The organism is Streptomyces sp. MA5143a (genome assembly GCF_900290235.1).
Lineage (GTDB): Bacteria > Actinomycetota > Actinomycetes > Streptomycetales > Streptomycetaceae > Streptomyces.
Genome location: NZ_OLMK01000009.1, coordinates 259,883 through 282,025 on the forward strand (window position 1 = coordinate 259,883; position 22,143 = coordinate 282,025).

The following is a 22,143-nucleotide window of genomic DNA, read 5'->3' on the forward strand; positions in this document are numbered from 1 at the left end:
GTCCACGCCGTCCCCCGGCCCGGCGGCTCAGTCCCCCTCGGGCGCGTCGCTGAGCCCCAGCCGCAGGTGCTCCACGTGGTAGACGGCCTGGTCCAGCAGCTCGGCGACATGGTGGTCGTGCAGCGCGTACACCACCGAACGGCCCCGGCGCTCACCCACCACCAGCCCCAGGTTCCGCAGCAGGCGCAGCTGGTGGGAGCACGCGGACTGCTCCATGCCGACCTCGGCGGCCAACTCGGTCGCCGGGAGCGGGCCTTCGCGCAGCCGGGCCAGGATCAGCAGCCGGGAGGGCGTGGACAGGGCCTGGAGGGTGGTGGCCACCTTCGCGACGTTGCCCGCGTCCAGACGCACGCGGGGGGTGGCGTCCTGCGCGGTGGCGGTTACGGCTCCATGACCCATGGCGAGTATCTTACTCATCGCACATGAAGGCATGAATGAGTCTTCATGTGTTCCTGTAAGGTGTGCCGGGTGTCTGCCACTCTCGCCCCCTCACCGGTCCGCCCCACGCCCGCGTCGACGGCCCCCCGCCGCCGCACCCGCGTCCTCGCCCTCCCCGAGGCGCGCTGGGCCCTGGCGTCGACCGTCGCCTTCCTCATCGCCTTCCCACTGGACCTCGCCGGCGCCTCCGCCTGGCTGTACGGCCCGCTCTACGTCGTCGCGTACGCGGCCGGCGGCTGGGAACCCGCCCTCGAAGGGCTGCGGGCGCTGCGCGAGAAGAGCCTCGACGTCGATCTGCTGATGATCGTCGCGGCGCTCGGCGCGGCCGCGATCGGCCAGGTCCTCGACGGCGCCCTGCTGATCGTCATCTTCGCCACCTCCGGCGCCCTGGAGGCCCTCGCCACCGCCCGTACCGCCGACTCCGTACGCGGCCTGCTCGACCTCGCGCCCACCACGGCCACCCGGCTGTCACCGGACGGCACCGAGGAGACCGTGCCGACCGACCGGCTCGCCGTCGGCGACACGGTGCTGGTCCGCCCCGGCGAACGCATCGGCGCCGACGGCCGCGTCCTGGAGGGCGAGAGCGAGGCCGACCAGGCGACCATCACCGGTGAACCCCTGCCCGTGCCCAAGGCGCCGGGCGACGAGGTCTTCGCCGGCACCCTCAACGGCAACGGCGCGCTCCGCGTCCGCGTGGAACGCGACCCCGCCGACTCGGTCATCGCCCGCATCGTCGGCCTCGTCGAGGAGGCGTCCCGCACCAAGGCGCCCACCCAGCTGTTCATCGAGAAGGTCGAACAGCGGTACGCCGTCGGTGTCGTCGTCGCCACCCTCGCCGTGTTCGGCATCCCGCTGGCCTTCGGCGAGGACCTCACCGAGGCCCTGCTCCGGGCCATGACCTTCATGATCGTCGCCTCGCCCTGCGCGGTCGTGCTGGCCACCATGCCGCCGCTGCTCTCCGCCATCGCCAACGCCGGCCGGCACGGCGTCCTCGTCAAGTCGGCCGTCGCCATGGAGCGGTTGGGCGAGGTCGACGTCGCCGCGCTCGACAAGACCGGCACGCTCACCGAGGGGACGCCCGAGGTCACCGCCGTACGGCCGCTGCCGGGCTCCGGGCTCGACGAGGACGGGCTGCTGGCGCTGGCCGCGGCCGCCGAGCACCCGAGCGAGCACCCGCTGGCCCGCGCGGTGGTCGCCGCCGCCGGTGCGCGAGGGCTGCGCCCGGCCGCCGCCGAGGAGTTCGCGGCCACGCCGGGGCGGGGCGTGCGCGCCACCGTCGAGGGGTGTGTGGTCACCGTGGGCCGACCGGGCGAGCACGGTGCCTCCGACGGTGAGGTCCTCGACGGTGACATCCTCGACGGTGAGGTCACCGGCGGCGACCTCGTCGGCCGTCAGGAATCCGGAGGGACGACCGTTCTCGTCGCGCGGGACGGGGTCGCCGTCGGACTGCTGACCCTCACGGACCGTGTGCGTCACGACGCGTCCGCCGCCGTCGCGGGGCTCACCGCGGTGACCGGCACCGCGCCCGTGCTGCTGACCGGGGACAATCCGCGGACCGCCGCCCGGGTGGCCGCCGACACCGGGATCACCGACGTCCGGGCCGGACTGCTGCCCCAGGACAAGGTGACGGCCGTACGGGAGTTGCAGGGCGGCGAGGGCCGCAAGGTCCTGTTCGTCGGCGACGGCGTCAACGACGCGCCCGCGCTGGCCGCCGCCCACTCCGGGGTCGCGATGGGCCGGGCCGGGTCCGACCTGGCGTTGGAGACGGCGGACGCCGTGGTCGTGCGGGACGAGCTGGTGGCGATCCCGGCGGTGGTGCGGTTGTCGCGGGCTGCCCGGCGGCTGGTCGTGCAGAACCTGGTGATCGCGGGAGTGTGCATCGCCGTGCTGGTGGTGTGGGATCTGGTGGGGCATCTGCCGTTGCCGCTCGGGGTCGCCGGGCACGAGGGATCCACCGTGATCGTGGGCCTCAACGGGCTGCGGCTGCTGCGGGAGAGCGCCTGGCGACGAGCCGTCGGATAGCCGCACCCGAGGGGGCGTCCACGGCGCGTCGCACGGTGCGGACTTCCCCTGTGGGCCGGCGCCGTGCCGAGGTCGCCCCCACCTCGATGTCGGATTCTCGCCAGCCCCGCCTCCTCCCGTGCTCGATGCTTGAGCCATGCGGAACGGGATGTACAGGGACGTGGAGCGGTGTGTGCGGGCCGTGCAGTCGAAGGACGCGCGGTTCGACGGATGGGTGTTCACCGCCGTGCTGACCACGCGGATCTACTGCCGGCCGAGCTGCCCGGCGGTGCCGCCGAAGCCGCGGAACATGACGTTCTATCCGAGCGCGGCGGCCTGCCAGCAGGCCGGGTACCGGGCGTGCAAGCGGTGCCGGCCCGACACGAGCCCGGGATCACCGGAATGGGACCAGCGGGCCGACCTCGTGGCCCGTGCGATGCGGCTCGTGGCGGACGGCGTCGTCGACCGGGAGGGCGTGCCGGGGCTGGCCCGGCGGCTCGGATACAGCACCCGGCAGGTCGAGCGGCAGCTGCTGGCGGAGCTGGGGGCGGGGCCGCTGGCCCTCGCCCGGGCACAGCGCGCGCAGACCGCGCGGCTGCTGATCGAGACCACCGCGCTGCCCATGGCGGAGATCGCGTTCGCCGCCGGCTTCGCCTCGATCCGGACGTTCAACGACACCGTGCGGGAGGTCTTCGCGCTCTCGCCCAGCGAGCTGCGGGACCGGGCCGCGAAGCGGGCCGGGATCCCGGCCGTGGCGCCCGGCGGCCCCGCCGGGACACCGGGTGTCCTGGCCCTGCGGCTCCCCTTCCGGGCCCCGCTCAACCCCGACAACCTCTTCGGACACCTCGCCGCGACCGCCGTGCCCGGCGTGGAGGAGTGGCGCGACGGCGCGTACCGGCGCACGCTCCGGCTGCCGTACGGGCACGGCATCGTCGGCCTCACCCCGCGCCCCGACCACATCGCCTGCCGGCTCACCCTCAGCGATCTGCGTGACCTGCCCGTCGCCATCAGTCGCTGCCGCCGCATGCTGGACCTGGACGCCGACCCGGTCGCGGTGGACGAGCAGCTGCGGGAGGACCCGGTGCTGGCGCCGCTGGTCGACAAGGCGCCCGGCCGCCGGGTGCCGCGCACCGTCGACGAGGCCGAGTTCGCCGTACGGGCGGTGCTCGGCCAGCAGGTCTCCACCGCCGCCGCCCGCACCCACGCGGGCCGCCTGGTCCTCGCCCACGGTGACCCCGTCGACGACCCCGAGGGCGGCCTCACCCATCTCTTCCCCTCACCCGAGGCGCTCGCCGCCGTCGACCCCGCGACCCTGGCGATGCCCCGCACCCGCCGGGCGACCCTCACCACGCTCGTCGGCCGGCTCGCCGGGGGCGAGCTGCACCTGGGGGTGGACAGCGACTGGGCGGAGACCCGCGCCCGCCTCCTCGACCTGCCCGGCTTCGGCCCTTGGACCGCCGACGTCATCGCCATGCGCGCCCTCGGCGACCCCGACGCCTTCCTCCCCACCGACCTCGGCGTCCGGCGCGCCGCCGCGGAACTGGGCCTGCCGTCCACCCCGGCCGCGCTCACCGCCCGCGCCGCGGCCTGGCGGCCCTGGCGGGCGTACGCCGTCCAGTACCTCTGGGCGACGGACAGCCACCCCATCAACTTCCTTCCCGCATGAGCCCCTTGAAGGACACGGCATGAAGCAGCACACAGTGACCGACAGCCCCTACGGCCCCCTCACCCTCGTCGCCGACGACGGCGTGCTGTGCGGCCTCTACATGACCGGGCAGCGCCACCGACCGCCGCAGGAGCACTTCGGCCCGCGCGACGACACCCTCCTCGCCGACGCGAAGGAGCAGCTGGCCGCCTACTTCGCTGGCGAGCTGCGGCAGTTCACCCTCACGCTGCGCCTGCACGGCACGCCGTTCCAGCGCGGCGTGTGGGAGCAGCTCGCGCGGATCCCCTTCGGGGAGACCCGCTCGTACGGTGAACTCGCCGACGCCCTGGGCAGTCCCAAGGCGTCCCGGGCGGTCGGTCTCGCCAACGGCAAGAACCCCGTCGGGATCATCGTGCCCTGCCATCGCGTGGTCGGCTCCGACGGCAGCCTCACCGGGTACGGCGGCGGCCTGGACCGCAAGCGGCGCCTGCTCGACTTCGAACAGGGCACGGCACTGTTCTGACCCTCCGCCGCCCGGCTCCCGGCCGCTCAGCCGTCCACGGCACCGACCCTGCGCAGCAGTTCCGGCAGCGCGGTGCCGATCGGCTCCCGGACGACCTCGTCGGCCAGCTCGTCGTACGGAGTGGGCTCGGCGTTCACGATGATCAGCCGGGCCCCGTGGTCGGCGGCGACCCCGGCGAGCCCGGCGGCGGGCTGCACCTGGAGGCTGGTGCCGACGGCGATGAACACCTCGCACGCCTTCGCGATGGAGACGGCCTCGCCGAGCACCACGGGGTCGAGGCGCTCACCGAACATCACCGTCGCCGACTTCAGCACGCCCCCGCACTCCAGGCACGGCGGGTCGTCCTCACCGGCGTCGAGACGGGCGAGCGCGTCCTCCATCGGCGTACGGGCATGACACTTGGTGCACACCACGGACCGGGCCGTGCCGTGCAGTTCGAGGACCTTGCTGGCCGGCATCCCGGCCAGCTGGTGGAGCCCGTCCACGTTCTGCGTGATCACCCGTACCGGCACCCCGGACCGCTCCAGCTCGGCCACCGCCCGGTGGGCCGCGTTCGGCTCGGCGTTCAGCGTCTCGCTCTCCCGCCGCATCCGCCACGAGCGTCGGCGGATCTCCGGATCGCCCATGTAGTACTCGTACGTCACCAGCTTCTCGGCGTCCGGGTCCGTACGCCACAGCCCGTTCGGACCGCGGTAGTCGGGGATACCGGAGTCGGTGGAGACACCGGCGCCGCTGAGCAGGGCGACGAGGGGCTTCTTCATGGGGCCGAGGGTAGGTCGCCCGGCAGTGCGGGACCAGCGGATATCTGCGGCCGCCCAAGGGGTCGAGGCCCAAGGGGCCGGCGGGACCGGGGCGGTCAGGGGGCGGGGATGCCGTAGGCGCGGTCGTAGTGCTGGGCGACCAGGACGCCGGAGTGGTCGCAGGCGAGCTGCCAGTCGTTGACGCCGGTCTCCACGCCGTCGGTGAAGTGCCACAGCAGCCGGCCGCGGGCGGCGTCGATGGCGTAGAAGCCGTTCCGGTTCTTGTAGGCGGGCACATAGACCGCGCTCGGCCCGGTGGTCACCGGCAGATCGCCGTTGAGGGGCGGGGTGGGGCAGAACCAGCGCCGGGAGCCGGTCGCGGCGTTGAAGGCGTGGACCCCGGAGGGGTTGGTGCCGGTGACGTACACGGTGTTGCCGTAGACGCCGAGGGAGGCGAACTGCCCGTCGTCGGGGCTCACCCGCCAGCGCACCTTGCCCGTGGCGAGGTTGAGGGCCTTGAGTTCCCGGCCGATGGCGAACACGGTCCGGTCGAGGACGGCGAGACCCGGCCGGAGGTCGTAGCCGACGGGGTGCCGCCACACGACGTCGGAGCTGTCGGTGTCGCGGGCCGTCACATTGCGCAGACCGTCGGCGTAGACGAAGTAGCCGGGGACGATCACCGGGGCCAGCCGGATGCCGACGTCCTCCGGGCTGATGGGGATGACCTCGGCGCGGCGGCTCGCGAGGTCGACACCGAAGACGGTGTCCGTGGACGTCGCGACGCCCTGCTCCTCGGAGTCCCGCTGGAGCCGGACACCGATCACGGAGATGTAGCGGGCGTCGACGACACCGAGCAGTGTGGTGAACCGGAAGTCCGGTCCGAAGTCGATGGTGAACCGCTCCGAGCCGTCGGCCGGGTCCACGCCGATCACCGTCGAGCCCTCGCCCAGCGCGACCGCCGCGCCGAACGTCAGCACCACCGGGGTGGGGGACTGGCTGATGCCGCTGTAGACCCACGTGGGCCGGGCACCGTTCTTGAGGTCGAGACTGAGCAGGTCACCCGGCCGGGTCTTCACCAGGGCCGTCCCCTTGTGGAACACGGCGGGCGCCTGGAGCAGCGGGTCGCCCCGGTACACCCAGGCCGGCTCGGGGGCGGGGCCGAGCGGTGTCGTCCTCCGCCCGGCGGGCTTCTCCCGCCGGGACAGGAACACGGCACCCCCGATGGCGGCCGCGGTGGTGGAGGCGGCCGACGCGGCGAGCACCGTACGCCGGGAGGGCCCCGACCGGTCGGGCACCCGGCGGTGACCGGGCGAGGCCGCGCGATAGGGCTCCGGCTCCCCCGGGGAGCCGCCGACGCGGGCGCCGGGAGCCTCGGCGCCGGGCGACTCGGCGGTGCCCGTCACCCCGTCCGGGTGGGCGGAGTGGTCACAGCCCTCCGCCGCGCACGGTACCGGCGTCCCGGAGGTGTACGGGGCGCGCTCGGAAGCGTGGGGCGCCGGATCGGAGGCGTACGCGGCCCGGCCCGAGGTGTACGGCGCCTGGTCGGGAGCGTACGGTGCCCGGTCCTCGGCGTAGGGCGCCCGGTCCTGCTCCGGGACGCCGCCCGCAGCGTCCCGGCGGTAGGGGGACGGCTCGGGGGCGTCCCAGGACGCGGGGCGGGTGGGCCCGTCGTCCGGCGCGGTGGCGAACGTCGCCACGGCTGCCGCGCGCAGGGCGATCGAGGCGGTCACCGACGGGGGCAGCCAGCCGTCGCCCGTCACCTGCTCCACGCCGCCCGGCGCGCAGGCGGCGGCCAGCTTGTCCGGAGTGATCCGCAGCCGGGGGTCCTTGGTGAGACAGAGGCTGATGATCTTGTCGAGCGGATCGGGTACGCCCGACAGGTCGGGCGGGCTGTGCACGACCTGGTAGAGGAGCGTGGCCGCCGCCGTCCCGCTGAACGGGGCGTGCCCGGACGCGGCGTACGTGAGCACGGACCCCAGGGAGAAGACGTCGCCCTCGGGGCCCAGCGGCTCGCCCGTGGCCTGCTCGGGACACATGTACTCGAAGGACCCGAACAGCGCTCCCGAGCGGGTGAGGTCGTAGCCGTCGGTGGCGCGGACGATGCCGAAGTCGATGACCCGCGGGCCGTCGGCGGCCAGCAGGACGTTGGACGGCTTGAGATCGCGGTGCACCAGCCCGGCCGCCTGCACCGAGATCAGCGCCTCGGCGATCCCGGCGCCCAGCGCCAGTACCGACTCCACCGGCAGCGGCCCGTGCTCCAGGACCGCCTCGGCCAGGGTGGGGCCGGCGATGTAGTCGGTGGCCAGCCAGGGGACCGGGCCGTCGGGGTCGGCGTCCACCACGGGCGCCGTGTACCGGCCGCCCAGGGCCCCCGCCGCCTCCACCTCGCGCCGGAAACGAATCCGGAAGTTCCGGTCGCCCACCAGCTCGGGGCGGATGGCCTTGACCGCGACGAACCGTCCCTGGGAGGAGCGCGCCAGGTAGACCCGCCCCATCCCGCCCGCGCCGAGCCGGGCCGCGAGCCGGTGCGGACCCAGTACCTCGGGATCGTCAGGGCCAAGTGGTTCCATGACCTCAGCTGCCTGTTCTCGGTCAAGCCGGGCGGGAAACGGCCCGCGCGGAGTGGGGGGGGGGAGACCGGCGTGTCCGGGGGGATCCCGTACGACCGCTCCCCAGAGCCCCGCAATCCTGCCGAAGCCGCGGCCCGCGCCCGGGATGCCGGTCCGGGATCCCGAGTGCCACCCCCGGTACCGGAGCGGGTGAGCACAGGGCGATCGCTCGGACGGGGTCTGCGGTCAGCCTAGAGGCTGGAGTGACCAGTGGGCAGCGTTTTCAGCCAACGCTTTAATTTTCCATCAACGGTGGCGGACACCTCTTCACCGTCCGTACAAGGGGACTTGACCGTAGGTCAGCTGACTCCTGTCAACGACCGACCCCCGCGACAGCGGGTGGCCGTGGCGCGTTGTCGACGGTCCTCAGCCGACCCGGATCCCGTTCTCCAACTCCACCGGACCGGTGCCGTCCGCCAACGCGTCCAGGGCGGCGAGCACACGGCGGCCCAGCACCTCCGGCAGGTACCCGGTCAGTTCGGCCCGCGGCACGAGCCGCCACGACAGCAACTCCTCCTCCTGCAACCGGATACGGGACAACTCGCCCTCACCGATCACCCCGCCGTCGTACAGGTACGCCACCAGCGGCGGCCGCCCCACGCCGTGCACCCAGTCCACGGCGAGCAGCCGCCCCGGCTCGATGTCGAGGCCGATCTCCTCGGCGGTCTCACGCCGCGCGCCCTGCCGGGGCGTCTCCCCGTCGTCCGACTCGATCGTCCCGCCCGGCAGCGCCCACCCCTCGCGGTAGTTGGGCTCCACGAGCAGGACCCGCCCCTCGGCGTCACGGAGGATCGCCGCGGCGCCGGCGAGGACCTTCGGGAGGCTCGCGATGTACGCGGCGAAGTCTTGAGTGGTCATCCACGAAGGGTAGACGCCGCCCACCCTCACGCCGAGGTCCGCGCCAACCGCACCGTACGCTCCGCGAGTTCGCTGATCCGCACCCCGTCGAAGCCGAACACGGCGCTGCGCACGGTGTCCTCCAGCGGGTCCTTCCACCGGTCCGGGATCGCCGCCGCCCCGCACAGCACCCCCGCCACCGAACCGGCGGTCGCGCCGTTCGAGTCGGTGTCCAGCCCGCCGCGCACGGTCAGCGCGACGGTCCGGGTGAAGTCGCCGTCGCCGTACAGGAGACCGGCGGTGAGCACCGCCGCGTTCGGGATCGTGTGGATCCAGTGCGTCCCCGCGGTCTCCTCCGCCACCGTCGTGAGCGTGTCGTCCCACGCCATCCCCGTCTCGTGCAGCGAGGCGACCCGCCGTACGGTCCGCGCGAGCCGGCTGCTCGCCGGGATCACCGTCAGCGCCTGCTCCACGGCTTCGCGCACGGTGCCCGCCGTGAACGCCGCCGAGACCAGCGCCGCCGCCCACATCGCCCCGTACACGCCGTTCCCGGTGTGCGACAGGACCGCGTCACGGCGGGCCAGCGAGGCCGCGCGCCGGGGCGCGCCCGGGCTGGTCCAGCCGTGGACGTCGGCGCGGATGAGGGCGCCGATCCACTCCTGGTACGGATTGTCGTACGTGGCCGTCAGCGGGGGCTTCAGACCGTTGGCCAGGTTGCGGTAGGCCGCCCGCTCCGCCGTGAACGTCTGGAGATACGGCAACCGCAGCAGCCACAGGTCGCCGACCTGCTCGGTGGTGAAGTCGAAACCGTGCGTCTCCAGCAGGTGCAGCCCGAGGATCGCGTAGTCGACGTCGTCGTCGCGGCAACTGCCGTGGACGCGGCCGCGCACGCACTCCCGCCACTCGGGACGCAGCGCGAGCCGGTCGCCCTCGTCGGCCGGCTCCGGCAGGTAGTCGGTGAGGGGCAGCGCGTCGGCGCGGCGCAGATAGCGGTCGATGCGCTCCCGCGTCCAGTGGTCGCCCCGCTCGACCGGCTTGCCGAGCATGTTGCCCGCGATCCGGCCCAGCCAGCCTCCGAGTACGCGGTCGGCGAGTTCGCTGCCCACAGGGGTCATGGTTGAAGGTCTACCCAATTCCGCGGATCGGCGCTCGGTGAACGGGCGGGTACGCGGCGTGTCGCGCTCGATGGGCGGGACAGGGCATGACGGAGCCGCCCCGGTGAGGTTAGGGTCACAGCGGCGCGACTGCCTTGACATGCGCAAGGCCCGATGAGCGAGGGGAACGCAAGGTGGCGAACGCCGTAGTGGACGGGACCGACACCGGCACGGCAATCCCGCGGGTGCTGATCGCCGCGGACAAGTTCAAGGGCACGCTCACCGCCGTCCAGGTCGCCGAGCGGGTGACGGCGGGCCTGCGCCGGGTCCTGCCGGACCTGGAGGTCGAGGCGCTCCCGGTGGCCGACGGGGGAGACGGCACGGTGGCCGCCGCGGTCGCCGCGGGATTCACCCGCCACGAGGTACGGGTGGCCGGCCCGCTGGGCGAGCCCGTGACCGCCGCGTACGCGCTGCGCGGCGACACCGCCGTCGTCGAGATGGCCGAGGCGAGCGGGTTGCAACTGCTGCCCCCGGGTGTCTTCGCACCGCTCACCGCCTCCACGTACGGCTCCGGAGAGCTGTTGCGCGCCGCGCTCGACGCGGGCGCCCGCACGATCGTGTTCGGGGTGGGCGGCAGCGCCACGACGGACGGCGGCGCCGGCATGCTCGCCGCGCTGGGCGCGCGCTTCCTGGACGCGGCGGGCGAGCCCGTCGGGCCGGGCGGCGGCGGACTGGGCGACCTGGTGACGGCGGACCTGTCGGACCTGGACCCCAGGTTCGCCTCCCTCGACCTGGTCCTGGCGAGCGACGTCGACAACCCGCTGACGGGCCCCAAGGGGGCGCCCGCGGTGTACGGCCCGCAGAAGGGCGCGAGCCCCGAGGACGTGGCGGTCCTCGACGCGGCGCTCGCCCACTTCGCGGCCGTCCTGGAGAAGCCGCTCGGCGGCCTGGCCGCCGAGCACGCGCTGGCGCCCGGCGCGGGCGCCGCGGGCGGCATCGGCTACGGCGCGCTCGTCCTCGGCGCCCGCTTCCGCCCCGGCATCGAGGTGATGCTCGACGTCCTGGGCTTCGCCGAGGCGCTGGACAGGGCCACGCTGGTGATCACCGGCGAGGGCTCCCTGGACGAGCAGACGCTGCACGGCAAGGCGCCCGCAGGGGTCGCCGCGGCCGCGCGGGCCGCGGACAAGGAGGTCGTGGCGGTCTGCGGCCGTCTGGCCCTGCCCCCGGAGGCGCTGGGCCGCGCCGGCATCCGCCGGGCGTACCCGCTGACGGAGGCCGAGCCGGACGTGGCCCGCTGCCTCGCCGACCCGGGCCCGATCCTGGAGCGGGTGGCCGAGGCGATCGCCCGGGACTTCCTGACCTGACCCGAGCCGACGGTCCCCAAACGCCGGCACCTTTGAACGCGAAACAGGTGTGGCCCGAGCCGGGAGGGCTCGGGCCACACCTGTCGGTGACGGAGGGGGTCAGGGCAGCTGGGCCGCCCGCGCCTCACGCCGGTTGTCGCGGAAGGTGTTCACCCGGCGGGCCGTGGCGAACAGGGGGATGACCGCGCCCATGACGAGCTGCAGGGCGCAGCCGGCCTGGAGGAGGAACTGGCCGCCGGGGGCGGCGAAGGCCCACGCCGCAAGCAGGCCCATGGACAGGACGATCCAGGAGAGCATCGCGACCGCGAGGACACCCCGCGGCTTCGGGTACTCCACCCGGCTCACCATCAGCCACGCCGTGCCGAGGATCGCGAGCAGAGTCGCCTCGAAGGGCAGCTCCAGGAGCACGATCGACACCACGGTCAGCGCGCCGAACGGCGAGGGCATGCCCTGGAAGGTGCCGTCCTTCACGGTCACACAGGAGAATCTGGCGAGCCTCAGCACCACCGCCAGCAGCACGACGATCGCGCCCACCGCGGCCACCCGCTGGTGCGCGTCGTTCGCGACCATGCCGTAGACGAGGACGAAGTACGCCGGCGCCAGACCGAAGCTGATCAGGTCCGAGAGGTTGTCCAGCTCCGCGCCCATCGGCGAGGAGCGGAGCTTGCGCGCCACCAGCCCGTCGAACAGGTCGAAGATCGCCGCGCAGAGCATCAGGATGACCGCCGTGGCCGCGCTGTGGCGGGCCATGCCGGTCTCCTGGCTGCCCGTGATGTGCGGGATCAGGATGCCCGTGGTGGTGAAGTACACCGCCATGAAGCCGCACGTGGCGTTGCCCAGGGTCAGCGTGTCCGCTATCGACAGGCGCAGCGACAGCGGCATCTCCTCCGCGTCGTCCGCCTCGTCGACGTCCGGCATCCAGTCGGTCGCCGGGCCGGTCTTCCCGGCCTGTGTATCAGGATCAATCACGGTCAATGCGAGTCACCCCAGCCACGGTCTTCTGACCCACCTCGACGTCGACCTCCACACCCTCGGGCAGGTAGATGTCGACCCGCGAACCGAAGCGGATCAGCCCGATCCGGTCACCCTGCTCGACCTTGGTGCCCTCGGGAACGTACGGAACGATGCGGCGAGCGACGGCGCCGGCGATCTGGATCATCTCGATGTCACCGAGTTCGGTGTCGAAGTGCCAGACGACGCGCTCGTTGTTCTCGCTCTCCTTGTTGAACGCCGGGACGAACCCGCCCGGGATGTGCTCGACGGACGTCACCGTGCCGGAGAGCGGCGCGCGGTTCACGTGCACGTTGAGCGGGCTCATGAAGATCGCGACGCGGGTCCGGCCGTCCTTCCACGGCATGATGCTCTGCACCACTCCGTCGGCGGGCGAGATGACCCGGCCCTGGGCGATCTCACGCTCGGGGTCGCGGAAGAACCACAGCATGCCCGCCGCCAGCGCGGTGGCGGGTACGGCCACGGCCCGCGCGGCGCCGGAGCGGCGCGAGCGGGCGAGGCTGAGTGCTGCGGTGGCGACGGTCGGGAGAAGCCACGGCGATGCTCCGCGCGCGAGCCGTACGCCAGCGAGGCTGTCGCGAGGTGCAGAGGTTTGGCTGTGGGGCATGGATGACCTTCGTAGCGGATGATGCCGCGCGGTGACAGGGGACGGCGGCTTTCCGGGGATCGTACCGGTCGCGGCCCGCAACTGGGCAAGCCAGGAAGCCGAGTCGACGGCCGAACAGTGCTGACGGGGTGTGATCTTCTTCTCGAAGAAAACACCCCGAAGCAGACATTCGACCCTGGACTAGCCCTGGAATCGATACTCCTCGAGAAGCCGGCGACCGATGATCATTTTCTGGATTTCGGCGGTACCTTCACCGATGAGCAGCATCGGGGCCTCGCGGTAGAGGCGCTCGATCTCGTACTCCTTGGAGAAGCCGTAGCCGCCGTGGATCCGGAAAGCGTCCTCGACGACTTCTTTGCAGTATTCGGAGGCGAGGTACTTCGCCATCCCTGCTTCGAGGTCGTTTCGTTCGCCCGAGTCCTTTTTGCGTGCTGCGTTCACCATCATGGCATGAGCGGCCTCGACCTTGGTAGCCATCTCGGCCAGCTTGAACTGGATCGCCTGGTGCTGGGCGATCTGCTTGCCGAAGGTGTGGCGCTGCTGGGCGTACCGCACACCCAGCTCGAATGCACGCTGCGCGACACCGCAGCCACGCGCGGCCACATTCACGCGGCCCACCTCGACACCGTCCATCATTTGGTAAAACCCTCGGCCCGTGACGCCGCCGAGTACACGATTGGCCGGAATGCGCAGTCCGTCCATGATGAGTTCGGTCGTGTCGACGCCCTTGTACCCCATCTTGTCGATCTTCCCGGGAATGGTGAGGCCGGGCCGGACCTCTCCGAAACCGGGCTCCTTCTCCACCAGGAAGGTCGTCATCGACTTGTGGGGCGCCGTGCCCTCGGGGTGTCCTTCGTCACTTCGGACGAGAACGGCGACCAGGGTTGACGTCCCGCCGTTCGTCAGCCACATCTTCTGACCGTTCAGGACGTAGTCGTCGCCGTCCTTGACCGCCTTCGATGTGATCGCCGACACGTCGGAGCCCAGCCCCGGCTCCGACATCGAGAAGGCGCCGCGGACGTCGCCGGCCGCCATGCGCGGCAGGAAGTACTCCTTCTGCTCCTCGGTGCCGTGCTGCTTGAGCATGTACGCCACGATGAAGTGCGTGTTGATGATCCCGGACACGGACATCCAGCCGCGGGCGATCTCCTCCACGCACAGCGCGTAGGTGAGGAGGGACTCGCCCAGACCGCCGTACTCCTCGGGGATCATGAGACCGAACAGCCCCAGTTCCTTGAGCCCGTCGACGATCGCTTGCGGGTACTCGTCGCGGTGCTCCAGCTCGGTCGCGACCGGGATGATCTCCTTGTCCACGAAGTCGCGGACGGTGGAGAGGATCTCCTGCTGGATGTCGGTCAGACCGGCGGTCTGGGCGAGTCGCGCCATGGCTACTTCTCCTGTGCCTTCAGCTCCGGGCGGCCGGGCTGCTCGCCGCCGCGCTCCTTGATGTACGTCTCGGTGGGCACCATCACCTTGCGGCGGAAGACACACACGAGGGTGCCGTCCTGCTTGTAGCCCTTGGTCTCGACGTGGACGATGCCGCGGTCGTTCTTCGACTTCGACGGCCACTTGTCCAGCACGGTCGTCTCGCCGTAGATCGTGTCGCCGTGGAAGGTCGGCGCCACGTGCCGCAGCGACTCGATCTCCAGGTTCGCGATCGCCTTGCCGGAGACGTCCGGGACGGACATGCCGAGCAGCAGCGAGTAGACGTAGTTGCCGACGACGACGTTCTTGCCGAAGTCCGTCGTGCTCTCGGCGTAGTTCGCGTCCATGTGGAGCGGGTGGTGGTTCATGGTGAGGAGACAGAAGAGGTGGTCGTCGTACTCCGTGACCGTCTTCCCGGGCCAGTGCTTGTAGACGGCCCCGACCTCGAACTCCTCGTAGGTGCGTCCGAACTGCATCGCGCTCAGGCCTCCGGGATCTCGAACTTGGACGTGCGCTGCATGCCCGCCGCACGGCCCTTGCCGGAGATGACCAGCGCCATCTTGCGGCTGGCCTCGTCGATCATCTCGTCGCCGAGCATCGCGGAGCCCTTCTTGCCGCCCGCCTCGGACGTGTAGTAGTCGTACGCGTCCAGGATCAGCTCGGCGTGGTCGTAGTCCTCCTGCGAGGGCGAGAAGATCTCGTTGGACGCCTCGACCTGGCCCGGGTGCAGCACCCACTTGCCGTCGAAACCGAGGGCCGCGGCGCGCCGGGCGACCTCGCGGTAGCCGTCGATGTTGCGGATCTGGAGGTAGGGGCCGTCGATCGCCTGGAGGTTGTTGGCGCGGGCGGCCATCAGGATCTTCATCAGGATGTAGTGGTACGCGTCCGCCGGGTAGCCGGGCGGCTGCTCGCCCACGACCAGCGACTTCATGTTGATCGACGCCATGAAGTCGGCCGGGCCGAAGATGATCGTCTCGACGCGCTGGGAGGCCGTCGCGATCTCGTTGACGTTGTTGAGGCCCTGCGCGTTCTCGATCTGCGCCTCGATGCCGATCTTGCCGACCTCGAAGCCCATCGTCTTCTCGATCTGCGTCAGCAGCAGGTCCAGCGCCACGACCTGCTGGGCCGTCTGCACCTTCGGCAGCATGATGCAGTCGAGGTTCTGGCCGGCCCCCTCGACCACGGTGACGACATCGCGGTACGTCCACTCCGTCGTCCAGTCGTTGACGCGCACCACCCGCGTCTTGTCGGTCCAGTCGCCCTCGTTGAGGAACTTGACGATGGTGTGCCGCGCCTCGGGCTTGGCGAGCGGGGCGCAGGCGTCCTCCAGGTCGAGGAAGACCTGGTCCGCCGGGAGGCCCTGGGCCTTCTCCAGGAAGCGGGGGTTGCTTCCCGGCACCGCGAGGCAGGAGCGCCGCGGGCGAAGGCGGTTCACCTGGGGAACAGGGCTGGTCATGCGGGGACCTCCAGGGGGGCGAGCTTGTTGGCCTTGCGGATCTCGTCGACGATACGGCCGATGATCCCGGTTATGTCGAAGTCCTTCGGGGTGAACACGGCGGCCACTCCGGCGGCCCTGAGCTGCTCGGCGTCGGCGTTCGGGATGATCCCGCCGGCGATCACCGGGATGTCGGTCGCGCCGGCGTCCCGCAGCCGCTCCAGGACGTCCGGGACGAGCTGCGCGTGCGAGCCGGAGAGGATGGACAGCCCCACCGCGTGCACGTCCTCCGCGAGGGCCGCGTCCACGATCTGCTCGGGGGTGAGCCGGATGCCCTGGTAGACCACCTCGAACCCGGCGTCACGGGCCCGCACGGCTATCTGCTCGGCCCCGTTGGAGTGCCCGTCGAGGCCAGGCTTGCCGACCAGGAAGCGGAGCTTGCCGACCCCGAGGTCCCGCGCGGTCAGCTCGACCTTGCGGCGCACCCCGGACAGGGCCGAGCCCTCCTCGGCCGCCACCGCCACCGGGGCGGAGGAGACACCGGTCGGCGCCCGGAACTCCCCGAACACCTCACGGAGGGCCCCGGCCCACTCGCCGGTCGTGACCCCGGCGCGGGCGCACTCCAGGGTGGCCTCCATGAGGTTGTCCGTGCCCTTCGCGGCCTCCTTCAGCCGCTCCAGCGCCTTGCACGGGCGCGGGTGGTTGAAGGGCGGCTGGTAGCGCGTGTCCCGCCAGTGCTGGAGGGCGGCGATGACACGGGCCTCGACGGCCGGGTCGACCGTCTGGATCGCGGTGTCCAGGTCGGCCGTGAGGGGGTTCGGCTCGGTCGTCTCGAAGATGTTGACGCCGACGATCTTCTCCTGGCCGGACTCGATCCGCGCCCGCCGCTCGGCGTGCGAGGCGACGAGCTGCGACTTCAGATAACCCGACTCGACGGCGGCCATCGCGCCGCCCATCTCCTGGATCCGCTCGATCTCGGTGAGCGACTCCTCCACCAGCGCGGCGACCTTCGCCTCGATGACGTGGGAGCCCTCGAAGATGTCCGCGTACTCCAGCAGGTCGCTCTCGTGCGCGAGGACCTGCTGGATGCGCAGCGACCACTGCTGGTCCCACGGCCGGGGCAGCCCCAGCGCCTCGTTCCAGGCGGGCAGCTGCACGGCACGCGCGCGTGCGTCCTTGGAGAGGGTCACGGCCAGCATCTCCAGCACGATCCGCTGGACGTTGTTCTCCGGCTGTGCCTCGGTCAGGCCGAGGGAGTTGACCTGGACGCCGTACCGGAAGCGGCGCTGCTTGGGGTTCTCGATGCCGTACCGCTCGCGCGTGATCCGGTCCCAGATCCGCCCGAACGCCCGCATCTTGCACATCTCCTCGATGAAGCGGACACCCGCGTTCACGAAGAAGGAGATACGGGCCACGACGTCCCCGAACTTCTCCTCGGGAACCTGCCCCGAGTCGCGCACGGCGTCGAGAACCGCGATCGCGGTGGACATCGCGTACGCGATCTCCTGGACCGGCGTGGCGCCCGCCTCCTGCAGGTGGTAGCTGCAGATGTTGATCGGGTTCCACTTCGGGATGTGGGAGACCGTGTACGCGATCATGTCCGTCGTCAGCCGGAGCGAGGGCCCCGGCGGGAAGACATGGGTCCCCCGCGACAGGTACTCCTTGACGATGTCGTTCTGGGTCGTGCCCTGGAGCTTGGTGATGTCCGCACCCTGCTCCTCGGCGACGACCTGGTAGAGCGCCAGCAGCCACATGGCGGTGGCGTTGATGGTCATCGAGGTGTTCATCTGCTCCAGGGGGATGTCCTGGAACAGCCGGCGCATGTCACCGAGGTGCGCGACCGGCACGCCCACCCGGCCGACCTCGCCGCGGGCGAGGATGTGGTCGGAGTCGTACCCGGTCTGCGTCGGCAGGTCGAACGCCACCGACAGACCGGTCTGGCCCTTGGCGAGGTTGCGCCGGTACAGCTCGTTGGACGCCTCCGCCGTGGAGTGGCCGGCATACGTGCGCATGAGCCACGGCCGGTCCTTCTCCCTTTGCGGCTGCGCCTGAGAGCGCTCGGTGCCCGCGTCGACGTTCCTCAGTCCGCGGTCGCTGCGCTCCCTTGCCTTCGTCTCTTTCGACACGGGCGCGCCCTCAGGCGCAGCCGCGGGCTGACGCTCAGTCATCTGTGCTCCCGGGTCTCTCAGATGTTGCGGAAGCGGTTGATGGCGTCGATGTGCTGGTCGCGCTTGGCCTGGTCGCGCACGCCCAGACCCTCCTCGGGGGCGAGGCAGAGCACGCCGACCTTGCCCTGGTGGAGGTTGCGGTGCACGTCGTAGGCGGCCTGGCCGGTGTCCTCCAGGGAGTACACCTTCGACAGGGTCGGGTGGATCTTGCCCTTCGCGATGAGCCGGTTGGCCTCCCAGGCCTCGCGGTAGTTGGCGAAGTGCGAGCCGATGATCCGCTTGAGCGACATCCACAGGTAGCGGTTGTCGTACTCGTGCATGTAGCCCGAGGTCGACGCGCAGGTGGTGATGGTGCCGCCCTTGCGGGTGACGAACACCGAGGCGCCGAAGGTCTCGCGGCCGGGGTGCTCGAAGACGATGTCGATGTCCTCGCCGCCGGTGAGCTCACGGATGCGCTTGCCGAAGCGCTTCCACTCCTTGGGGTCCTGGGTGTTCTCGTCCTTCCAGAACCTGTAGTCCTCGGCGTTGCGGTCGATGATCGCCTCGGCGCCCATGGACCGGCAGATCTCCGCCTTCTGGGGCGAGGAGACGACACAGATCGGGTTGGCGCCGCCGGCGAGGGCGAACTGCGTGGCGTAGGAGCCGAGTCCGCCGCTGGCGCCCCAGATCAGGACGTTGTCGCCCTGCTTCATGCCGGCGCCGTTGCGGGAGACGAGCTGCCGGTAGGCGGTGGAGTTGACCAGACCCGGGGCGGCGGCCTCCTCCCAGCTGAGGTGGTCCGGCTTCGGCATCAGCTGGTTGGACTTGACCAGCGCGATCTCGGCGAGACCGCCGAAGTTGGTCTCGAAGCCCCAGATGCGCTGCTCGGGGTCGAGCATGGTGTCGTTGTGGCCGTCGCTCGACTCCAGCTCCACGCTCAGGCAGTGCGCGACGACCTCGTCGCCGGGCCTCCAGGCGTTGACGCCGGGGCCGGTGCGCAGGACGACGCCCGCGAGGTCGGAGCCGATGATGTGGTACGGCAGGTCGTGGCGCTTGGCCAGCTCGCTGGTGCGGCCGTAGCGCTCCAGGAACCCGAAGGTCGACAGCGGCTCGAAGATCGAGGTCCACACCGAGTTGTAGTTGACCGAGGAGGCCATGACGGCCACCAGGGCCTCACCCGGGCCGAGCTCCGGCAGCGGAACCTCGTCGAGGTGGATCGACTTGCGCGGGTCCTTCTCGCGGGTCGTCATGCCCGCGAACATCTCCGTCTCGTCCTTGTGCACGGTGATCGCGCGGTACGACTCGGGGAGCGGCAGGGCGGCGAAGTCGGCGGACGTGGACTCCGGCGACTGGATCGCGTCCAGGATTTCCTTCACGGTGGTGCCTCCGGCGACGAGCGTCCGAGGGAAGACGCTGTTGAGGGTTACGTCGGGGTGCTGCTGATCTGTCTGGGTGATGCCGTCGGTTCGGCGGAGGGGTGGTGCTCTCGGCGGCGCTTTGTGGCGCGGAAGGGTGCCTGTGACGCAGGCGTCCGGGCGCGCAGGCACGTGGCTTGCGGGGACAGTCGGCGTACGGGAGTTCTCTGTTCGCCGGCCGCCCGGACACCTTCAACGTATGGCACGCCGTGTCACCCCGCAAGGCACCGAGTGCCAGAAAGTTCGCTCAGGTGAAATCTTTACGTAACACTTGAGCGATGATCGATCAGAAGAGGCCGTAAAAGGGCCTCTGACATGCCAAAACGGCCACCCGGAGGGGTGGCCGTCATCACAGTTACCGATGGGTAGAGCGAGTGGTTCGCCGTAGGAGCGGCTGAGCTCCCCAGATGAGCTGGGCTCCCAGGAGAAGGGCTGCCCCTGCCGCGCCGACCCACAGGCCGTCGGCAGCGGCCATCGCGACGAGGCCGCCGCAGCACACGGCATGGCCCCACAAGCCGTACCGGACCATGACGTCCTCGAAACGGTTGCCCCGGCTGCGACGCCAGACGTGTCGCGTGTATTCGAAGCCGGCCCCGGTCCAGCCGACATACAGAAGCCAGATCCCCACGGGGCCTTCGGTCAGCGTGCCGTGCCCGAGCCAACCGAGGGCCCACAGTGCCGAGAGGGCGGGAAGGGCGTAGAGCCGGGCCAGCACAACCCGCTCGTGCGGGTTGGGACGGAAGACAGGTGGTGAGGGTGCCTGTGTCGGTGAGCTGTCCGCACCGCCGTTCTCGTGCTGCCGGGCCACTGGCTCGCGGGGCCGCCCCGACGGCTTGGCTCGCCGGACGCGAGCGATCTGGAGCTCGACCTCCGTCCGGTAGAGACGGTGGCTCTCCACGAGGTCCAGGGCCGACGCGATCAGCTCGTCGGCCTTCTCGATGAGGTCCTCGTCCGCGTACACCTCGGAGAGCCGGGTGAGCAGCTCGATGGTGACGGTCACGTCGCCGGAATGCCGGGCCAGGTGCAGGCCGCGGCGCAGGTGCTCCGTGGCCAGATCCCGTGAACCGAAGGGCATGACCTGTGCCAGGTCCAGCCTCGCCCGGGCGGCGACGGCCAGGTCTCCCGTCTCCTCGGCGGCCGCCGCGGCTCGTTCCAGGGCCCATGCCGCGCGGTCGGGCCGCCCGAGGGCACCCCAGGCCCGTCCGAGGCCGCTCCAGGAGACGGCCGCCTTGTCCCGCCGCCCCCGGCGTTCCCACGTTCGCGCGGCGCGAGCGTAGTGGTGTGCGGCTGCTCCGTCGTCGCCCCGAGCGGCGGAGTGCTCGGCCAGTTCGTCGTCGAACTCGGGGGAGAAGACCCCGATGCGGATACGCACGAGGTGGGCCGCCTCCGCACATGCGCGGGCGTCCTCGTGCAGGCCTGCCGCTCGGTACGTCCGGCTCATGGTCACGAGCAGTTCGGCTTCCCGTGCGTGATCCCGGCGTTCGTGTGCCGCGATCACTGCGTACCGCAGCAGGTGCAGGGCATCGACGAGCTGGACCTGCCGCGTCAAGTGGACGATGAAAGGCGTCGCCAGGCCGTCGACCGCGGCGTACCGGCCGATCTCGACACCGAAGGCGGCGAGCGCCACGGCCGCGTGCCTCTCCTGGTCGAGCCACCCCCCGGACGCGTCGGCGGCCCGTGCGGCGTGTGACAGCAGGAGCCGCTCCTGTGCCTCCCCGCTCTCTTCCCGCGACCCCTGAGCAGCCCACCTGTTCCGCGTGTACTGCCACATCAGGTCATGGAAGCGGAACCTCCCCTCCGTTCTGGTCCACTCCAGGAAGTACGTGTCGCAGAGCCGATGCAGTGCCCTTCGCGCCTCCGAGACGGTCGTGCCGCCCAGCGCGGCCGCCGCGTCGGCGTCGAAATCGGCACCCGGATGCACCGACAGGAGGTGGAGCAGCCGACCGTCCCGCTCGTCCAGCAGCGCGTACGACGCGTCGTACAGAGGCGTCAGCCCCAGCTCGGTGAGCCGGTCGTCCGGCGTGCGTAACGCGTCGATGAAGTCCGCCACGACGGTCGCCGGCTCGCGCAGCCTGGTCGCGGCGAATCTGAGGGAGTGCGGGAGGTGGCTGCAGTGTTCTGCCACTTCGAGCAGTGTGCTCTCGTCGAACTCCTGGTCCGGCAGGCCGTCCCGCAGGAGAGCGAGGGAGGCCTTTGGCGACAGCTTGTCCACGGTGAAGACCCCCACACCCGGGACCTCCGGTCGGGTTCGTGAGGTGACCAGCAGCCGGTGGTGGTCGTCGCCTGGGACCAAGGACCGCAACTGCTCCGGGTCCACCACATCCTCGACGAGGATCAGCAGCCCTTCCTTCTCACGGCGCAGAGCGGCCCGCCACTCCTGCTCCAGGCTCGCTCTCAGGGAAGGCAGCTCAGGACCGGGGAGGCCCAACTGTCTCAGCAGCGCCTGCAGCAACGGTGGCACGCTCTGTATGGTGTCCGCCCCGTGCGCCCGTACGTCCAGGTGGAGGATCCGCCCTCGGAGCCAGCCCTTGTCGCGCGCCCGGTACGCGGCCTCCAGAGCCAGGCTCGTCTTCCCCACCCCGCCCGGCCCTGCCAGGGCGAGGGCCGGAGTCTCGGGTCGTACCGAGGGGTCCAGGAATCGCTGGAGCACCGCCAGTTCCCGTGCCCTCCCGACAAGCCCCGTCGGGCGCGGCGGCAGGGCGTCGGTGAGGCGTACGGGGACGGACGCCGCGGCCCCTGTGTTGATGGAGCCGATGTAGCCCGCCTGGAAGACGGTGCTGCCTTCCACAGAGCCGCCGACTTCGTTGCTCGTGCCTCCCGTTTCGCCCGGCACCCCGGCGCACCCCCCGTGA

General features: G+C 71.4%; 17 protein-coding genes. 4 read left to right on the forward strand and 13 right to left on the reverse strand.

Going from position 1 to position 22,143, the window contains the following annotated elements; all coding sequences use genetic code 11:
* Positions 1 to 27: 27 nt before the first annotated feature.
* Positions 28 to 399: an ArsR/SmtB family transcription factor gene (locus SMA5143A_RS03670; protein ID WP_107461392.1), complete on the reverse strand. Its 372-nt coding sequence runs from the start codon at positions 397 to 399 to the stop codon at positions 28 to 30.
* A 45-nt stretch (positions 400 to 444) separates the two neighbouring features.
* Between SMA5143A_RS03670 and SMA5143A_RS03675 the strand changes: the two genes are divergently transcribed.
* From SMA5143A_RS03675 to SMA5143A_RS03685, 3 genes are all read left to right on the forward strand, one after another.
* A complete protein-coding gene (locus tag SMA5143A_RS03675) occupies positions 445 to 2,460 on the forward strand; it encodes a heavy metal translocating P-type ATPase (protein WP_181361705.1) in 2,016 nt (671 codons plus the stop codon).
* Positions 2,461 to 2,596: 136 nt separating this feature from the next.
* Positions 2,597 to 4,105, forward strand: a complete 1,509-nt coding sequence (locus tag SMA5143A_RS03680) for a DNA-3-methyladenine glycosylase 2 (protein ID WP_107461394.1) — start codon at positions 2,597 to 2,599, stop codon at positions 4,103 to 4,105.
* 19 nt (positions 4,106 to 4,124) lie between these two features.
* Complete coding sequence (locus SMA5143A_RS03685) at positions 4,125 to 4,607, forward strand: methylated-DNA--[protein]-cysteine S-methyltransferase (protein WP_107461395.1); 483 nt, start codon at positions 4,125 to 4,127, stop codon at positions 4,605 to 4,607.
* 26 nt (positions 4,608 to 4,633) lie between these two features.
* Here the strand turns inward: SMA5143A_RS03685 and SMA5143A_RS03690 are convergent, their stop codons facing one another.
* The 4 genes from SMA5143A_RS03690 to SMA5143A_RS03705 form a co-directional block, all read right to left on the reverse strand.
* Positions 4,634 to 5,368: an SIR2 family NAD-dependent protein deacylase gene (locus SMA5143A_RS03690; RefSeq protein ID WP_107461396.1), complete on the reverse strand. Its 735-nt coding sequence runs from the start codon at positions 5,366 to 5,368 to the stop codon at positions 4,634 to 4,636.
* A gap of 95 nt (positions 5,369 to 5,463) precedes the next feature.
* Positions 5,464 to 7,917, reverse strand: coding sequence for a protein kinase domain-containing protein (locus tag SMA5143A_RS03695; protein WP_107461397.1), 2,454 nt, complete (start codon positions 7,915 to 7,917; stop codon positions 5,464 to 5,466).
* Positions 7,918 to 8,322: 405 nt separating this feature from the next.
* Positions 8,323 to 8,814 carry an NUDIX domain-containing protein gene (locus tag SMA5143A_RS03700; RefSeq protein ID WP_107461593.1) on the reverse strand — a complete coding sequence of 164 codons (492 nt, stop codon included), beginning with the start codon at positions 8,812 to 8,814 and terminating at the stop codon, positions 8,323 to 8,325.
* Positions 8,815 to 8,840: 26 nt separating this feature from the next.
* Positions 8,841 to 9,908 carry an ADP-ribosylglycohydrolase family protein gene (locus tag SMA5143A_RS03705; protein ID WP_107461399.1) on the reverse strand — a complete coding sequence of 356 codons (1,068 nt, stop codon included), beginning with the start codon at positions 9,906 to 9,908 and terminating at the stop codon, positions 8,841 to 8,843.
* A gap of 173 nt (positions 9,909 to 10,081) precedes the next feature.
* Here SMA5143A_RS03705 and SMA5143A_RS03710 point away from each other — a divergent pair, with 173 nt between their 5' ends.
* Positions 10,082 to 11,251: a glycerate kinase gene (locus tag SMA5143A_RS03710; protein WP_107461401.1), complete on the forward strand. Its 1,170-nt coding sequence runs from the start codon at positions 10,082 to 10,084 to the stop codon at positions 11,249 to 11,251.
* A gap of 99 nt (positions 11,252 to 11,350) precedes the next feature.
* On the opposite strand, the gene pssA is transcribed toward SMA5143A_RS03710, so the two are convergent.
* From pssA to SMA5143A_RS03750, 8 genes are all read right to left on the reverse strand, one after another.
* Positions 11,351 to 12,169 carry a CDP-diacylglycerol--serine O-phosphatidyltransferase gene (gene pssA / locus SMA5143A_RS03715; RefSeq protein ID WP_107461403.1) on the reverse strand — a complete coding sequence of 273 codons (819 nt, stop codon included), beginning with the start codon at positions 12,167 to 12,169 and terminating at the stop codon, positions 11,351 to 11,353.
* Between the two features lie 43 nt (positions 12,170 to 12,212).
* Positions 12,213 to 12,869, reverse strand: a complete 657-nt coding sequence (locus tag SMA5143A_RS03720; protein ID WP_079049686.1) for a phosphatidylserine decarboxylase — start codon at positions 12,867 to 12,869, stop codon at positions 12,213 to 12,215.
* A 180-nt stretch (positions 12,870 to 13,049) separates the two neighbouring features.
* Positions 13,050 to 14,255 carry an acyl-CoA dehydrogenase family protein gene (locus tag SMA5143A_RS03725; protein WP_107461404.1) on the reverse strand — a complete coding sequence of 402 codons (1,206 nt, stop codon included), beginning with the start codon at positions 14,253 to 14,255 and terminating at the stop codon, positions 13,050 to 13,052.
* 2 nt (positions 14,256 to 14,257) lie between these two features.
* On the reverse strand, positions 14,258 to 14,770 hold the full coding sequence (locus SMA5143A_RS03730) for a MaoC family dehydratase (RefSeq protein WP_107461406.1): 513 nt from the start codon (positions 14,768 to 14,770) through the stop codon (positions 14,258 to 14,260).
* A gap of 5 nt (positions 14,771 to 14,775) precedes the next feature.
* Positions 14,776 to 15,750 (reverse strand): HpcH/HpaI aldolase/citrate lyase family protein, encoded by a 975-nt coding sequence (locus SMA5143A_RS03735; RefSeq protein WP_107461408.1) that lies wholly within the window; start codon positions 15,748 to 15,750, stop codon positions 14,776 to 14,778.
* The gene (locus SMA5143A_RS03740) at positions 15,747 to 17,897 is read right to left on the reverse strand and encodes a protein meaA (protein WP_375136452.1); all 2,151 of its coding nucleotides are present in this window, start codon (positions 17,895 to 17,897) and stop codon (positions 15,747 to 15,749) included. Before SMA5143A_RS03740 ends, SMA5143A_RS03735 begins: the two co-directional genes overlap by 4 nt.
* 17 nt (positions 17,898 to 17,914) lie before the next feature.
* Positions 17,915 to 19,252, reverse strand: coding sequence for a crotonyl-CoA carboxylase/reductase (ccrA, locus tag SMA5143A_RS03745; RefSeq protein ID WP_107461412.1), 1,338 nt, complete (start codon positions 19,250 to 19,252; stop codon positions 17,915 to 17,917).
* 394 nt (positions 19,253 to 19,646) lie between these two features.
* Complete coding sequence (locus SMA5143A_RS03750; RefSeq protein ID WP_181361706.1) at positions 19,647 to 22,079, reverse strand: ATP-binding protein; 2,433 nt, start codon at positions 22,077 to 22,079, stop codon at positions 19,647 to 19,649.
* Between the last annotated feature and the right edge of the window lie 64 nt (positions 22,080 to 22,143).